The organism is Virgibacillus dokdonensis, assembly GCF_900166595.1.
Lineage (GTDB): Bacteria > Bacillota > Bacilli > Bacillales > Amphibacillaceae > Virgibacillus > Virgibacillus dokdonensis.
In genome coordinates, this window is record NZ_LT745763.1 from 4,121,186 (window position 1) to 4,137,059 (window position 15,874).

The 15,874-nt window shown below is 35.2% G+C and carries 23 protein-coding genes; 8 read left to right on the forward strand and 15 right to left on the reverse strand.

What is annotated here, in order from left to right; genetic code table 11:
* Positions 1-37: 37 nt before the first annotated feature.
* The 10 genes from B2C77_RS20765 to B2C77_RS20810 all read right to left on the reverse strand — a co-directional run bounded on the left by B2C77_RS20765 (position 38) and on the right by B2C77_RS20810 (position 3,908).
* Complete coding sequence (locus B2C77_RS20765; RefSeq protein ID WP_066189322.1) at positions 38-265, reverse strand: hypothetical protein; 228 nt, start codon at positions 263-265, stop codon at positions 38-40.
* A complete protein-coding gene (locus B2C77_RS20770) occupies positions 265-744 on the reverse strand; it encodes an ArpU family phage packaging/lysis transcriptional regulator (RefSeq protein WP_066189319.1) in 480 nt (159 codons plus the stop codon). The genes B2C77_RS20765 and B2C77_RS20770 overlap by 1 nt, the downstream gene beginning before the upstream one ends.
* A gap of 16 nt (positions 745-760) precedes the next feature.
* A complete protein-coding gene (locus B2C77_RS20775) occupies positions 761-979 on the reverse strand; it encodes a hypothetical protein (RefSeq protein WP_077706749.1) in 219 nt (72 codons plus the stop codon).
* Positions 980-983: 4 nt separating this feature from the next.
* Entirely contained in the window at positions 984-1,235 is a 252-nt protein-coding gene (locus B2C77_RS20780) for a hypothetical protein (RefSeq protein ID WP_077706750.1), read from the reverse strand.
* A gap of 39 nt (positions 1,236-1,274) precedes the next feature.
* Positions 1,275-1,481, reverse strand: a complete 207-nt coding sequence (locus B2C77_RS20785) for a hypothetical protein (RefSeq protein WP_077706751.1) — start codon at positions 1,479-1,481, stop codon at positions 1,275-1,277.
* Between the two features lie 102 nt (positions 1,482-1,583).
* On the reverse strand, positions 1,584-1,766 hold the full coding sequence (locus B2C77_RS20790) for a hypothetical protein (protein WP_077706752.1): 183 nt from the start codon (positions 1,764-1,766) through the stop codon (positions 1,584-1,586).
* Positions 1,767-2,561, reverse strand: a complete 795-nt coding sequence (locus B2C77_RS20795) for an ATP-binding protein (RefSeq protein ID WP_077706753.1) — start codon at positions 2,559-2,561, stop codon at positions 1,767-1,769.
* 12 nt (positions 2,562-2,573) lie between these two features.
* Entirely contained in the window at positions 2,574-3,383 is an 810-nt protein-coding gene (locus tag B2C77_RS20800; RefSeq protein WP_077706754.1) for a phage replisome organizer N-terminal domain-containing protein, read from the reverse strand.
* Positions 3,384-3,427: 44 nt separating this feature from the next.
* Entirely contained in the window at positions 3,428-3,637 is a 210-nt protein-coding gene (locus B2C77_RS20805; protein ID WP_217697396.1) for a hypothetical protein, read from the reverse strand.
* A gap of 31 nt (positions 3,638-3,668) precedes the next feature.
* Positions 3,669-3,908, reverse strand: coding sequence for a helix-turn-helix transcriptional regulator (locus tag B2C77_RS20810; RefSeq protein ID WP_077706755.1), 240 nt, complete (start codon positions 3,906-3,908; stop codon positions 3,669-3,671).
* A gap of 80 nt (positions 3,909-3,988) precedes the next feature.
* On the opposite strand from B2C77_RS20810, the gene B2C77_RS20815 reads away from it, so the two are divergent.
* The 3 genes from B2C77_RS20815 to B2C77_RS20825 all read left to right on the forward strand — a co-directional run bounded on the left by B2C77_RS20815 (position 3,989) and on the right by B2C77_RS20825 (position 6,028).
* Positions 3,989-4,456, forward strand: a complete 468-nt coding sequence (locus B2C77_RS20815; protein WP_058950424.1) for a helix-turn-helix domain-containing protein — start codon at positions 3,989-3,991, stop codon at positions 4,454-4,456.
* 8 nt (positions 4,457-4,464) lie between these two features.
* Complete coding sequence (locus B2C77_RS20820; RefSeq protein ID WP_010652048.1) at positions 4,465-4,914, forward strand: ImmA/IrrE family metallo-endopeptidase; 450 nt, start codon at positions 4,465-4,467, stop codon at positions 4,912-4,914.
* A gap of 91 nt (positions 4,915-5,005) precedes the next feature.
* Entirely contained in the window at positions 5,006-6,028 is a 1,023-nt protein-coding gene (locus B2C77_RS20825; RefSeq protein WP_077706756.1) for a tyrosine-type recombinase/integrase, read from the forward strand.
* Between the two features lie 414 nt (positions 6,029-6,442).
* On the opposite strand, the gene B2C77_RS20830 is transcribed toward B2C77_RS20825, so the two are convergent.
* Positions 6,443-7,048, reverse strand: coding sequence for a recombinase family protein (locus B2C77_RS20830; protein WP_077706757.1), 606 nt, complete (start codon positions 7,046-7,048; stop codon positions 6,443-6,445).
* Positions 7,049-7,258: 210 nt separating this feature from the next.
* On the opposite strand from B2C77_RS20830, the gene B2C77_RS20835 reads away from it, so the two are divergent.
* The 4 genes from B2C77_RS20835 to B2C77_RS20850 all read left to right on the forward strand — a co-directional run bounded on the left by B2C77_RS20835 (position 7,259) and on the right by B2C77_RS20850 (position 11,697).
* Positions 7,259-10,321: a Tn3 family transposase gene (locus B2C77_RS20835; RefSeq protein ID WP_077706758.1), complete on the forward strand. Its 3,063-nt coding sequence runs from the start codon at positions 7,259-7,261 to the stop codon at positions 10,319-10,321.
* 252 nt (positions 10,322-10,573) lie between these two features.
* On the forward strand, positions 10,574-11,050 hold the full coding sequence (locus B2C77_RS20840; protein ID WP_077706759.1) for a DUF2975 domain-containing protein: 477 nt from the start codon (positions 10,574-10,576) through the stop codon (positions 11,048-11,050).
* Positions 11,051-11,060: 10 nt separating this feature from the next.
* Entirely contained in the window at positions 11,061-11,267 is a 207-nt protein-coding gene (locus B2C77_RS20845) for a helix-turn-helix domain-containing protein (RefSeq protein ID WP_077706760.1), read from the forward strand.
* Between the two features lie 58 nt (positions 11,268-11,325).
* Positions 11,326-11,697: a hypothetical protein gene (locus tag B2C77_RS20850; RefSeq protein ID WP_141130781.1), complete on the forward strand. Its 372-nt coding sequence runs from the start codon at positions 11,326-11,328 to the stop codon at positions 11,695-11,697.
* A 76-nt stretch (positions 11,698-11,773) separates the two neighbouring features.
* Here the strand turns inward: B2C77_RS20850 and B2C77_RS20855 are convergent, their stop codons facing one another.
* Entirely contained in the window at positions 11,774-12,622 is an 849-nt protein-coding gene (locus B2C77_RS20855) for a hypothetical protein (protein WP_077706762.1), read from the reverse strand.
* Between the two features lie 321 nt (positions 12,623-12,943).
* On the opposite strand from B2C77_RS20855, the gene B2C77_RS20860 reads away from it, so the two are divergent.
* Positions 12,944-13,861 (forward strand): class I SAM-dependent methyltransferase, encoded by a 918-nt coding sequence (locus B2C77_RS20860; RefSeq protein WP_077706763.1) that lies wholly within the window; start codon positions 12,944-12,946, stop codon positions 13,859-13,861.
* A 161-nt stretch (positions 13,862-14,022) separates the two neighbouring features.
* On the opposite strand, the gene B2C77_RS20865 is transcribed toward B2C77_RS20860, so the two are convergent.
* The 3 genes from B2C77_RS20865 to B2C77_RS20875 all read right to left on the reverse strand — a co-directional run bounded on the left by B2C77_RS20865 (position 14,023) and on the right by B2C77_RS20875 (position 15,669).
* Entirely contained in the window at positions 14,023-14,496 is a 474-nt protein-coding gene (locus tag B2C77_RS20865; protein ID WP_036578618.1) for a GNAT family N-acetyltransferase, read from the reverse strand.
* A 258-nt stretch (positions 14,497-14,754) separates the two neighbouring features.
* A complete protein-coding gene (locus B2C77_RS20870; protein WP_036578620.1) occupies positions 14,755-15,111 on the reverse strand; it encodes a glyoxalase superfamily protein in 357 nt (118 codons plus the stop codon).
* Between the two features lie 207 nt (positions 15,112-15,318).
* Entirely contained in the window at positions 15,319-15,669 is a 351-nt protein-coding gene (locus B2C77_RS20875; RefSeq protein ID WP_141130782.1) for a VOC family protein, read from the reverse strand.
* Between the last annotated feature and the right edge of the window lie 205 nt (positions 15,670-15,874).

Sequence of the window (15,874 nt, forward strand, 5' to 3'; positions counted from 1 at the left end):
AAGGGGTATGACGATACAACGTTAAATTAAATTTACTTTAAGCAATTTTTGCACAAAACACAAGAAAGATAATAATAAACGGAATTCCTAACACCCATATCCAAAACTCAACAGAGCCAACCATGCTCAAATAAAATTCAGTATGCATAAACCACTGGAAAACAGCCAAAAATATTATCCCACAAATGGTAGAAAAAGTGATAAACAGTACTAGCAAAAACATAACTAATACTGTTTTCTTCACCGCCCGAATCATAGCAACCATTACGAAAAACCTCTTTCACTAAATAAACCATATAGTTTTCTTCCCAGCATTTCTAAAGCTTCCTTTTTCAGCTCATAGTATCTTGTCTTTCCGATAAACAACTGAGGATAAATAACTTCATCACAGTATCTGGAACCATCATTACGCTTCTTCATGTACTTTAATTCAATTAATTTTTGTTCAGCTGGAGCAAGAGATTCCACTGCATATAATAATGTGTCTAACCATTCACTCGCTTGAACAGATTTTAGAGCAAATTGTTCTGTTTTACTATTGTTAAGATTTGATCCACCTGGTGTATCCGATATGACGGAAGTAATACTAGGTACGTGTGTTTTTTGCGACATTGCCTTTATTTTAAAATAACGGTCTAACCAGTTTTCCTCTGCATATTCAATATAAAATTGCTGTTCATCTTTTAAAAATGATTCAATTTCTTCTTTCGTAAAAACTCCTTCAATTTCAGCAGCAAAATTCATTTATCATCATCCTTTCTTATAAATGGAAATTTATATATTGCTTCATTTCAACTTCTTGTTCCTTTTCAATAGATGGATGATACTTTGATAAAGAATGAAGTACCCAAGCTATTCGTTTAAAGCATTCAGAAGCACATTGTAAATCACCCTTTTCAACTGACTCTAATGCTTGACCTAAATTAGTATCGTAAAGATCCCACTCTTTCTGCTCAAAGTTTTTCATACTTAGTGTCATTTCATCACCTCCTATGTGAAATGGCATTCAGTAAAGCGCTAATACGATCATATAATGATTGTGGAGACGAATAACATTCATGCTGTTCATCAGATACTATCTCGTACATTCCATATCTATTTTTCGTTACTTTTAGTTTTGTTTCAGGAATTAATAAAGAATGATTTACCTTTACACGCAATATATCTTCATAAATAGGATCATTTTCTTTCCCAAGATATTCATAAACATGCGTTTGTTCAATCGCATCATTCATTTTGTTCCTCCTTCCACTTCTCATATCACTTTTTTAAAACTATCTTACATGCTTCTCTTTTCTGACTGCTGGATTTTGAATTGCATACAACAGTTCACCGATATATTTTGCTTCCTCGCTATTATTTCCGTAAAGTTGCTGCATAAATAGTTGATAGGATGAAAGTGCTTCACCAATAAAATGTGCCTCTGAATAACTTGCGTGTATATTAATTTCCTTTTTATTAGTGCTATTTATAGCTTGCAAAACGATACCTCCCCAAATTCTTTTAACCACATATATCGCATTTAACTATCCTTCAATGAATGCTATAATATCTATGAGTAAGTCGGGAACGTTGCAGAGATACTAGGCATATCTTTTATTGTGACGTTCCTGTTCTATTAATCTTTTTTTAGTTTCTTCTGCCGTTGGTACATATTTGTCGCTAACAGCACTTTTATGCCTGTTCCACTCCATCCATTTATGTTCTGTGTCTTCTTGACTGTCCTTAGGGTCAAATACCATTACACTTTTCATTCCTTGCCACATTTAAAATCTCTCCTTTCGTCTATAACTTTCTCCTTCAAGTCGGATTGCTTTTGCTAAATCCATCATCCGATCAATAATACGATTGCCATGATTCCCATATTTTTCAGTAAGCATTTTCTCAGAATAATTCGTAGAACAAATAACTGATTTATTGAGTCGCATATCGAATATCTTATACAACACATCAGATGCCCAACTTTCATGTCCATATTCGTTTGCTTTCACATATTCAGAGCCAATATCATCAAGTACCAACAAATCTAATTCATCTATCATTTGGAAAATCTGCATTTCGCTTATGCTAGAATCCGGACTGTATGTGTTCTTGATAAAATCGAATAAATCAGTGACCTTGATATAGAGCGTTTTATAACCTTGTTGCCGCAGCGTTTTCGTGATTGCAAAAGATAAATGGCTTTTCCCCAGACCACAATCTCCACTAAATAGAAGTGAATGAACACCATCAAAGGTTTTCACATATTTTATTGCTGCTTTTTTTGCTTCGGATTGCGACGTTTCTTTCGGTATATAGGAATCAATCGTTGCTTGTTTCAAATCATGTGTAACTCGCTCAAAAGTTGCAATAAATCGTTTTTCTTTTAGTCTTTCTCTTTCTTCCTTTGTTGGTACGTTTAGCTCTTCTAATAACTGTTGTTCCATACAATGTTTACATGCTCCAAGAACACCTTTGGGAGTTTCATATAATTTGTATAGATTTCCGCATTGCTCACATTCCTTTTCACGACATTCTTTAAAAGGTAAAGATTTTTTAAGCAGCGTTCCTATAGCTTCCATCGATAACACCCCCTAAAATCTATCTCTATTCGGATCGTAATCTATTTGGCTTACAGCTTGCTTATTTCGGTTTTTGTGATTCTTATCGATTTCTTCAACGGTTAGTAAGGATTCGTTTTCCCAGTTTCTTAAGATGCCTTCCGTATATTTAAGTCGTCTAGCATCATTTTCACAAGCAATATTTAATGCCTTTAAAATGACTTCACTGGGATCCTTAAATGATGAATCATCCAACCACAACAACAACTGTTTTTTTGCATGAATGTTATTTACACCAAATCCGTTTTTATCCCAGAACTGAATAATCTGCGCTACGTCTTTATCTTGTTCTTGTTCTATTTCTATATCTTGTTCTTTATCTCTTTCTAGTTCTTCTTCTGTACCATCACGTGACGTCACGCTAACGTCAACTGTTTTATTTTCTAGTAATTGCTGCTTCTTTCTTTCGCGATACCTTTTGTTACGCTCTGCATTCAACTTCCTTACACGGTCCATTCCTTCAACATTTTGATGCTTTTCCCAGTTCGAAATTCGAATAAATGAATCATCATCAATAAAGATCATCCCGAACTCCCTTAGTGTTTTTAAAGCGAGCCTTACTGTATTGAGTGACCTATCAAATATAGTTGCAAGCATTTCCTCTGTATACGGGACATTTTCGTTCAAATAAATATAACCGTTGGCATTTGTTCTCCCGGCCTGTGACAGAAGTTTAATCCAAATGATTAGAATGGTATCAGCCTCTGGAAGCTTCTCTATAAGTTTTATTTTTTCATCATCAAACATGGCAGTACTTAACTTAATCCATTTAATGTTGCCCATTTTTTACCTCCAGAATTAAACAGGTTTAAATAATTTCAGGCAATTTAGATGCTTAATTCCCCTCCTACATACTCTTTTAGTAACTTTGGTGAGATATGGTATGTCCATTTACTAGACATTTGAATTGCAATACCAATTGGTAAAATATCTCGTTGTAATCCAATTCGAACAAATTGTTCAGATTTACCTAAAATCTTTGCTGCCTCAGAAACTTTAATATTCATGCTTTCTTTCTCATCAACACTTGTTTCCAAATTAATCCCTCCAAACGAATTGTTTTACCTTTTATTCAGTTGATAATGCTGTGTCATAATAAAATACTTCATGGAAACTTAAATCGTTAAAGCTCCGCAGAACACCTGCAATAAACTTACCTCCCGGATTTCTCTTGCCATTCATAATTCGGTTAACAGTAGTTTGCGTAACTCCTACCTTATCCGCAAATTGACTTTGAGAAATATCCTTGTCTTTCAAATATGCCTTCAAAAAGTCTAAATTAATTAAAATGACATTTACATCTTTCAAATGAACCCTCCTTTTACCTTTTGGTAATTATTTTTAGTAATATAAGTGTAGAAGGGTATCAGTGTTTAGGAGAGAAAACTATGAGCAATCAATTTGGAGAATATCTAAAAGCAAAAAGGGATGAAAAAGGTTACACCATCAATCAACTTTCTTTGTATTCAGGTATTAGCGCTGCGCAATTGTCCAGAATCGAAAATGGAAAAAGAGGCATTCCCAAAGCCGAGAATATCCAAAAACTTGCGGAAGCACTATCCATTCCTTATGATGAAATAATGAGGGTGGCTGGTTATTACAAACCAAACAACACCAAGCAAGAGGAAGATCTTCCTGAGCTGTCAGATAAGGAAGAGCGTGATATAGCTAAGGATCTAGAAAAGATGATAAATAACTTATCTAATGATGATGCATACTCACAATTCGATGGAAGGGCGATAGATGAAATGGATAAAGAAGATAGAGAACTACTAATTGCTTCATTGGAAAATTCACTTCGCATGGCTAAACGAATGGCAAAACAAAAGTTTACCCCCAACAAATATAAAAAATAAGGTATTCTATGGCGCATTTAATGCCTAGGAATACAGCAATAAAACTTATTGATAAATATGGAACAAATTGCCCTTTTGAAATAGCAGAGCGTAAAGGTATCATGATTATTTTTGAATCTCTGGGGGGATCTTTGGGATACTACACTTGCTACAAAAGGATTCAATCTATCCATATTAATGATAATATAGATGAGACATTGCAAAGATTTGTCTGTGCTCATGAATTAGGCCATTCGTTATTGCATAAAAGTGAAAATGCACCTTTTTTAAAGAAGAACACCTTCTTTACTACAAACAAAAATGAGGTAGAGGCTAATACATTTGCAGTTGAATTGCTTATTCCAGATAAATGTATTTATGAATTTAAAGATACAAGCGTTACCATAAATGAAGTAGCTCAAACGTATGGCGTTCCAGAAGAAATGTGCAATCTGAAAAAAATTGATCATATAAAGTAGGTATGCAAATATTGCATTCTTTTTTTTAACACATATATAGAACATATATTCCCATATGTCTATCCTGCTGATATGAAAGGTGGTAAGGAAATTGAAAAATCCAAATGGATACGGCTCCGTATGCAAATTGTCCGGTAAACGAAGAAAACCATTCGCGGTCATAGTCACTACTGGATGGAATGACGAAGGAAAACAAAGACGGGAGTATCTAGGATATTATAAAAGCAGAAGAGAGGCCATGGTAGCATTAGCTGATTATAATAATAACCCGTATGATTTATCAGCTGGCAAGCTCACATTTAAAGAAGTATATGAACGCTTAATAAAAGAACGTTTCCCTAAAATTTCAAAATCAAATCAACTTGGCTATGAAATGGCTTTTAGAAGATCAGAACCTTTACACGATATGAAATTTAATGAAGTAAGGAAGGCTCATCTACAATCTGTAATTGATAACTGTGATAAATCATGGGGTACAAAGAAAAAAATAAAAGTATTATTTAATCAAATGTATAAACATGCTTTAGAAAACGATTTAACACATAAAGATTATGCTAGATTTGTCGAGCTTCCAAAAAATGATACAAAGAATTCCAGAAAACCATTTACTTTGGATGAGATTAATATTCTTTGGGAAAACATCGACCGCTTCGATGACATTGATTCTGTTTTAATTATGATTTACACTGGTTTGCGCCCTGGGGAACTTGTGGAAGTAAAAAATAAAAGTATTCAATTAGATGAAAGGTATTTTCGGGGTGGCTTCAAAACGGAAGCTGGGACGAATAGGGTCATACCAATTCATAAAAAAATCCATAAATTAATTGAAAATCGTATGGATCCTAATAATGAATATCTGATTACAAACTTTGAGGGTAGTAAGTTGAGTTATTATGTTTATTATCACGAGAAGTTTAAAAAGATTATGCAGCAACTAGAATTAAATCATAGACCACACGATTGCAGACATACCTTCGCAACCCTTATGGATAATGCTGATGCAAATAAACTATCAATCAAACGGATCATGGGTCACGCAGCTAAAGATATCACTGATAAAGTTTATACGCATAAAGATATCAAGCAGCTTCTTATGGCAATTGACAGGCTATAAGAAAGCTGCTTTTTGTAGCTTTGAAACAAAGTTTGATCAGAAAGGCATGACAAGCCTGGATAATACCCTAATCAAGACGAATCCATTTTGAAAAAAGGATTGTTCAAAATGGATTCTCTCTTTGTGAAATGATATACATTTTTTATAAAAAGGTTTGACCATTTTCCTCCTTTTGGTGTTAAACAAACGCGCCCGATTGTTGTATTGTATTTTTTGATTTTTTCATGAGATAACATTTAAATACAAGTCAATATTATTGACAAAATAATTTAATTATGCTATAATTTACAGTTATTATATTTTCGTATATAATAAGATTCTCCTGGCCAGGGGAATCTGGGTGTTTTTGCCCAACCCCTCGAAAAGGCCCATTTCAAAACAATCAAAAAATATAACCCCTAATACATTCAGACATTAAAGATTCGCTTCATACTCTTTGACCCTTCTATAAAACGTGTTGCTTTTCATGCCCACTCGTTTCATGGCTTCGACTGCCGTGATTTTATTGTGTTTCCATTCGGGATAAACAGCTTTAAAGGTATCATCGATCTTATGTTTTTTCCTCCCGAACTTTACACCATTTTGCTTAGCAATTCGAATGCCTTCCTCTTGTCTTTCTCTTGTTCGTTTGCGTTCATCCTCAGCCATGTAACTCAATAATTGCAGGATTAAATCGGAGATCAAGGTTTCAAGACCATCCAAGTCTTTATATTTCATTGTGTTAAGCAAAGGCATATCTAACACGGCAATATCAATTTGCTTGGTTTTGACGAGGTCTTGCCATTCGTCCAAAATCATTTGTTTATTACGTCCCAGTCGATCCAACGATTTGATATATAAAGCGTCTCCTTCTCGAAACATTCGTTTCATCAATTGGTACTCAGGCCTCTTAAAGTCTTTACCGCTCGCTTTGTCTACAAATATATATTCCTCTGGAATGCCAATGTCTTTGGCAGCTTCAAATTGCCTTTCTAATGATTGATCTTTGCTGCTGACTCGTGCATAAAAAAAGGATCTCACGATGTCCCACACCTTCCCTAAATGAATGATTGATTTCTTAGATGATATATAGAAAAACTTATATAACTATTATAGATTTGTTTCAAAATATCTACAAGTTTATAGACATGTTTCAAAATGATTTATGTTATACTTATGACATATAAAACAACGATAAAAGGACTCTTTCAAAAGGTTTACTTTTTGAAATAGGGAAAGGAAGGAGAAACGATGACGGTTGAAACCACGAAAACACACCAAAAACGAATAAGCATTTTGGGGGAGGATGAATTTACAGCACTCTTTGAAAGGCCGCATTTTACATATGAAGATCGTTGTTATTATTTTTCCCTTTCCCAGCCCGAGAAAGAGTTGCTACAAAATCTGCATTCCTTTAAATCTAAAGTTTATTTCGTGCTGCAACTTGGTTATTTCAAGGCCAAGCACCTATTTTTCACATTTGATCTCCATGAAGTAAAGGAAGATCTTCAATACGTGCTGAAACAACATTTTAATGATAGAAAAATGGTTGATTTAAGTACCGTTCATAAGTCAACTCGTTTCAAGCAGCAACAATTGATCCTTGAACGATTCAATTACCGCAGTTGTGGTTCTGAGGAAAGAAAACAAATTGAAAAAAAGGCCTATCATGCCGTCACCATTTCCGGTAAACCCATTTTTATCTTCCGTGAAATCATGAATTATTTAAATGAACAACGTATTGTTGTGCCAGGATACAGTTTTATTCAAGAAACAGTGAGTCAGGCAATCACCTTTGAACAAAATCGATTAACAGCCATCATGCATAACCATCTAAAACAGCCTGATATCCAGGCATTGAAGGCACTACTCGAAGATGCTCAAGGGTTATATGAAATCACACTGCTTAAACGTGAACCTAAGGATTTTAGCCTGAAAGAAATCAAACGTGAGATTGACCGAGGGGAGCAAATCCAGTCTTTATACCAACTTGCTCACACCCTTTTGCCCAAGTTAGGCGTTTCGAATGAAAGCATTAAATACTTTGCTTCATTGGTCAATTATTACTCTGTTTACAAACTCAAAAGGCTGGATGAGTGGTTGGTGTACGTTTATTTATTATGCTTTGTGTATTATCGCTATCAGCGTATGAATGACAATCTGATCAATACCTTGATTTACAATGTTCGGCGATACATCGATGAATCCAAGTCAACGGCTAAAGATCAAATATATCAGCACTATGCGGAAAATCGACAAAACATGAAAAAGGCTGGCGAAGTGCTTCAATTACTCACTGACGACAGCATTGAGGCTGACACCCCTTTTGGCGATATTCAAGCGAGAGCTTTTTCTATCTTGGAACGGCAAAAACTTACTAATCTTGCCGATCAAATCGCCACGAATGCAAAGTGGGATGAAACAATTCTCCAATGGGAACACATTGACCAATTAGCTCGTCAATTTAAACGTCATTTACGCCCTTTGCTGCTTATGGTTAAATTTGCTGCTCCCTCCAAAAATGATCCACTTATGGAGGCTATAGATTTTATAAAGCAAGCTTTTCATCAAAATAAACCGTTAGGGCAATATGCTGCAGATCATTTACCTCAACTCTTTATATCGGATAGTATGAGGCGTTACATCTATGAACAAGACCCTGATGAGGAAAAGAACATCAAAGTTGATCGCTATGAGTTTCTTATTTATCGGCTTTTGCGTAATCGACTGGAAGCAGGGGATGCTTTCTGTCGTGAAAGCATTCGATTTCGTAGTTTTGAGGATGATCTCATTGATGATGAAAAGTGGCAACAGAAAGACAAATTGTTGGCTGATGCTGGTTTAATAACTTTCCGCCAGCCTATCCATGAGCATTTAGATAAATTAAAGCAACAGCTAGAAAGACGCTTAACAGAGGTGAACCAACGAATTGCGTCTGGCGAAAATGAACATGTTCATAAAAAACGGGGACGCTATGGCCGATGGACGCTTTCCAATACGCGAGATACGGAATCCATTAATCATACCTTTTTTGATGCACTGAGCCCGATTGATATTGGAAGTGTTTTGCACTACGCCAATCAACACTGTTCCTTTATGGAAGCGTTTGACCACATTTTAGGTCGTTATGCCAAACAGCCAAGAGAGGATCATGTTTTAGTTGCTTGTTTGATTGCTTGGGGTACAAACATGGGCTTGGGAAGAATGGGGGAAATCTCTGATATTCGTTATCCTTCGCTTTCAGCTACATCGGATAACTTTATTCGTTTAGAAACGTTAAAAGAAGCCAATGACCGAATCAGTAATGCCGTAACAGAGCTGCCAATCTTTCACCATTACGATATCGATGATACCATTCATTCCAGCAGTGATGGCCAAAAATTCGAAACGCAAATTAATACCATGAATTCGCGTCATTCACCTAAATATTTCGGCTTGAAAAAGGGGATTGTTTCTTACACTATGGTTGCTAACCATATTCCCGTCAACGCCCGGATTATTGGAGCAAATGAGCATGAAAGTCATTACGTATTTGACATCCTATATAACAACACAACCGATGTTCAGCCCGAAGTGCATTCTACTGATACTCATGGAACCAATGAAGTAAATTTTGCCATTCTTCACTTTTTCAGTTATCAGTTTGCTCCTCGTTACAAGGATATTTATGGCACCGTCAGCAGATCATTATACGGTTTCCAACATCCAAGTCACTACGGTGATATGTTAATTAAACCCGTTCGAAAAATCAACACAGATCTGATTGCTGAGGAATGGGAGAATATCCAGCGTATTGTTTTATCTTTAGCCCTTAAATCCACAACACAGAGCATCATCGTTGGGAAATTAAGTGCCTATGCCCGTAAAAACAGAACCAAGCGTGCATTATGGGAGTACGATAACATCATCAAAAGCCTATATTTTCTGGATTACATTGATTCGCCACCCTTACGCCGGAATGTGCAACGAACCTTAAACCGGGGTGAGAGTTACCATAAATTACGCCGGGCTGTATCGCATGCTAATTTTGGTAAACTACGTTTCAAAACCGAACAAGAACAACAAATTTGGAATGAATGTAGCCGTCTCATTGCTAATTGCATCATCTATTACAATGCCAGCATTTTATCAAACATCCTGACTTACAGAGAAAATCAGGGACAGGATTCAGATGTATTAAAGCAAATTTCTCCCGTGGCATGGCAACACATCAATTTGTATGGTCATTATGAATTTAATAAGTCACATGAATCGATCGATATGGATGCCATCACTAAAAGATTGAATCACTTTCCGGCAATACCAAACAATTAACTGATAACAATCCATGATCAGATTTACAATACACAAAGGTGCTACTTCGATTAAGAAGACACCTTTTTTTACTACAATTTGTTACTTCTATTCGGGGATTGCGCCCATCCCACCTTTTTTGGGGGGATGGGCAGAAACATCCTTATTCCATCAGTTCAATAACAATTTATTATTTTTTAATACATAGTTATTGAATTACAATAAATGTGTATGTTATTATAATAATAATGATGGATAAGCGAGGTGCTTTTAATGCAACGAGGAACAACACTCTTTTTAAGAATAGCTGTTTATCTTATTGGGATTATGGTACTTGCCTTGTTTATATTTTGGTTGCCTAGATTAGCAGACGATACAGCAGAAATGTTTCCGAAGTTTTCCTATTTACGATTTCCCGTTTTAATCGGTTTGTATGTAACAGGAATTCCGTTTTACTTTGCTTTGTATAAAGCCTTGAAACTTTTAACTTACATTGATAAAAACAATGCCTTCTCGAAGCTATCGGTAAATGCATTAAGATACATAAAATACTGTGCAATAACAATTAGCGTCTTATACGCCATAGGAGCTATCTTCTTATTGACTCAAAACGCTTTACATCCCGGAATAGCAATTATCATATTTACAATTATTTTTAGTTCCGTTGTTATTGCAGTCTTTACTATGGTTCTTCAGAAGTTGTTGAAAAGTGCTTTAGATATAAAATCAGAAAATGATTTAACGGTCTGAGGTGAAAACAGTGGCAATTATAATCAACATTGATGTGATGTTGGCAAAAAGAAAAATGAGTGTAACAGAATTATCCGAGAAGGTAGGAATCACAATGGCTAACATATCTATTTTAAAAAATGGAAAGGCAAAAGCGATTCGATTATCTACTTTAGAATCCATTTGCAGGGCATTGGATTGTGAGCCGGGAGATATTCTAGAATATCAAAAGGATTAGCTAATCAATACCAGGTAATGAAATGAAGGCCGGTACTTATTACATAAATTGAAAGGAAGTGTTAATCATTACAGTTTCATTAATATTTTTAGTGATTGTAGGTGTCATTGTACTTGCAATGTTTATTGCGCCGATGATTATAGCCATTAAAAAAAGTGAAAAAGGAAAACGTCCCTATAGTATTTCTTACGTAGTAGTAGGACTATTGATTTTTCAATGGGTGTTTTTCCTGGTTGGCGGCTACACTTTACTACCTGTGAATGTTGCGGATTCATTGTTTGTACCCATATGGTTAGTGTTGTGTGTAGGGAGTGCAATCACAGCTATCGTTGAATTCAAAAACAACAAGTTTTTTTCTATTCCCGTTGGAGGCCTAACAATAATTAGTTTTTTATTTAGTGTCCTTGCCTATGGAATAGGGGAAATGTGATTATCTGTTTATTTTGTTTCTGTTAAACAATAAAGCGGGCTAGATTATTGCATAAATAATCTAGCCTACAGATGGTTTAATGTTTATGATATTTTGTATAGTGCCCCTGTTTGTAAGAGCAATATGCTGCTCTGTATTTTTGATTACATTTATTATGCGCTTTACAATATCTTAGTGCGCCATAGTCGCAGTCACTGTGATAAAAATTAATAATCGCTTGTGGCTTCCATTTTTGTAGGTGCTTATTATTGCTTTTTGGGCCATTAAATCTATTACAATGGACTGGATCTCCATATTTAAATGTCTTTGAACCATAAGGGGGCATTTTCACTTTCGCTAATCCAATTTTGTGTTCTCCAGAACTGTCATGCTCGTCCATGTTCCCGATTATTTCATTTAAATTCTGTTCTAAGATTACTTCATATTCTCCATTTTCATTCTTTCTGATGGTTTCTTTATTATTTTCATCACTTTCAACCTCAATTGTTTCGGGGTTACCTTCTACCTCAAAACGACCATCATTTATTTCTGTTTTTTTCCCATTCACTATTAAAGTGTTTTCATTATTATGACCATCATGATTTTCAGGCTCTGTGCTTTCCAGCATCTTATTTTCAGGAGGAAGATAACCATCTTTTATAGCCTTATCAATTTCTTCCGGAACCGAGCGATATTGTACAAGAACCCCATCTTCTAATTCCCATCCAATTTCTTTTAGGTCTTCCTTTTCTTTAGGTGTTGCACTGTCCCAATCTGTTTCTGGAGCGGTATATTTAATAATGATTTTACCTTTCTCCGGTTTTGTTTGGTCTTTGCTTATTGTTTTGTTAGTACCTGTTGTCGCAAACGCTGAGGTAATTGGAACAATAGCGATTAAAGAGAGTATCGCAATAAAAAATGTGACGTAAATTGCCTTTCTTTTCATTAATACAACCCCTTTTCTATTTTATATATAAATGCTATCATAGCCTCGCATTAAATGTAAGCATTTTCCCAAAAATATAAATAATGATTAATTCAAAAACTTAATAACCCCCATCAATATTTATAACAATCCCGTTAGAAGGTACAAACCTTGTGAAAGACGCTTTAAACCTAACTTTTTTTGTTTCAAATTAAAGTAATGTAAAAGGGTGTAACCATTTTGACGAGGTTTGAGGTTAATTTAAATATTCTGAAACATACCTTTTCGAGGGGTTGGGCAAAAACACCCAATCTTATTTTTATTATATGGGGGAATCAATGTATGGAGAAAAATGAATCCAGTTTAACTTCCTTAATTTCAGCTTTTGGTCGAGCATACCATAGTAAATATGACACACCAAAGATTTTTGATGATTATATTGCAAAAGATTTAATTACCCAAAAGGAATTTGAAGATATTCGTAAAAACATGATTCAAGGAATTCAATTTTTTAATCATGAAATTGCTATAAAATTTCAAGATCAACCCGATGAAATATTAAAATGGATTACACAAGTTCAACTCTCACCAACTCCATTAGCACGTGCTGCCTATTGTGAAAAAGTATTATTCCATGAGATAGTACTAGGAGCTGAACAATATGTCATTCTAGGAGCTGGATTGGATACATTTTGTTTTCGGAACCCAGAATTAGACCCTAAGTTGGAAATATTTGAAGTTGATTATCCGTCTACACAAGATTTTAAAAGGAATAGGCTAGCCAAATCTAATTATCAAATTCCTTATAATTTTCACTTTGTTCCAATGGATTTCACCAAAGATATTATCCTACAAAACCTTATTGATGAGGGTTTTCAACCAAACAAAAAAACCTTTTATAGTCTCTTAGGTGTTTCCTATTACTTAACAAAAGAAGAAATTTCAAATTTAATTAAAGAATTATTTGCAGAGATTCCATTGGGAAGTTCCATCGTTTTTGATTATGCAGATGATAAACTATTTGAAGAAAAAGGATTGTCTAACCGAGTTCAGAATATGGTGCAAATGGCATCCGCTAGTGGCGAACCAATGAAATCATGTTTTACTTATGACGAAATAGAAATATTGTTAGAAGATGCAGGATTACTTATTTACGAACATTTATCACCCGATGTTATAAATAATAAATTCTTTAGCGATCGTTCGGATTATTTAAAAGCCTTTGAAACGATTCATTACATCCATGCTGTAAAAAAATAATTATTTGTTTAATATCAGCTTACCCCTTAATCCTCTATTTGATTGAGGGGTAGGCTTATTATTAATTATTACACAATCTGGCCCTTTAACGGCGCAATGCTTATTCAACAACTGCGCCCTATAAAGGAATAAACACAATAAACACTATAGTTTGAATTTCTTTAGTTAAGGGTGAGAATAAACTCTTCAACATCCTTACCACGCGCGTTTGCATACCCGCTATCTTCACCCGAAATCATGAACCCACATCTTTTTAAAACCTTTATGGATCCAGTATTGTCTTTTGCAGCGCGAGCATAAAGTGGACGAATTGAAACCTGTTTTAGAAATTCTTGTAAAGCGTTGGTTGCGATTCCCTTACCCCAGTATTCCTTTCCAATCCAATAGGTTACTTCTGGTTTTCCGGACTGCTCGAAGTGTACAATATGGCCAACTACGGTGTTCTCAACAATGATAGTTTGCTTAATAATATTCTTATTCGTAAGTATTTTGTTCCAGTGTTCAGCGAAGCTATTCCAATCATTAGGGTCCTTACTTGTAAAGGCGGCCATTTGGTTTGCCTCACTGTCCCGTTGATGCTTAAAAAAAATAGGAAGGTCATCCTCATCCACATTCCGAAGCACTAAATTGCTCATTAAACTCACCCTCTGTCGTTTACTTTATTCTAGCAAACGTACGTTCCCTAAGCAATATATTTTATCGTGTAAAACCACCTTGATATGCTTAGTACCAATTCATTTCCTTGTTCAACAAAATGGCCCTAATATGCAAGATGGGTGCTTCTCCTTATTAGGGAATAGCGCCCGATGAATCAACAATATGCGCAAGGCTTATTCCGCGAATGAGCCCTATTGCTGGAGATCAAACCCTTTAAATTAGTATTAAAAGATTGTTTATAAACGAGTACATATGCGTAATTGATTTCCATCAGGATCTACGACTGTCATCATACGAAGTCCTTCAAGATCCTCATTTGGAGGTTCCGTAATACGGATATCTTTTTTACTCTTTAATTCGTAGTACCATTTATCAACATTGGGAACAAATAAGTGAATTAACCCACCCGTTTCGCAGTCTCCAGTATGTTCAGTTAAATAAATAGTCATTTCGTCCTTAGTGATCTGAACAAAAACAGGAAAATCAGGTTCAAACCGATGCTCCCAATCAATTTGAAATCCCATTCCTTCTACGTAAAACGCCTTACTCTTTTTATAATCAGTAATGCGGAATGCAGGAACCACTTTTTGCATATTGACATCCTCCATGATAAGTTATTTCTAATTTTCAACAAGCAGGTTAGATGATCCTGCCTATTTAGTCTTTTTTAAAAAAATTAACCTCTAAATATCTTTTAGCCAGTAAACTTTGACAATCTGTCCCTTAAATGAAAACAGACGTATTTCTTAGAGAAACGCGCCCTAGTCTGGAATAAAGTCTAAACTATGTATTACTTTACATTAAATTTCTTGATACAAGCCAATCCTATTTCCGTATGGGTCTTCAAAAGAACACCAAGCAGCTGGGACACCTTCTCTGGTGTTAACACTTTCTATCTCTATGTTTAAAACTTCCACAAGCCTTCTTCTTTCATTTTCAATGTCTTCTACACCTAACCTCAATGGACCATTCCCATTTGTTGGTTCACCTTTAGCAACCTGAAGCCACGTGTTAGGAACAATCTCCCACTCTGCAAAGTCCCCGTGTGGTATGAAGTCAGGTTTCCTGTTAAAAAGCTTTTCATACCACTTTATCCCCTTTTCATAATCAGTAATTCTCACTTGAAATGTTACACCGGTATTCTTCTCCATTGACATTACCCCCCATTAAAGTAAACTGCTGCTCTTTTGTACAAAAATAAAATCAGATATAATACTACTTCGACAACCTCAGAAGCTTCTGCTTATACAACAAAATGGCCCGTTTGTTGCACTATCCCAATCCATCTTATCAATGTAATTGTATCAAACCTAATTTCAAAACCACAGTTTCTTTTTCTCTAAATTATTTGTCTGC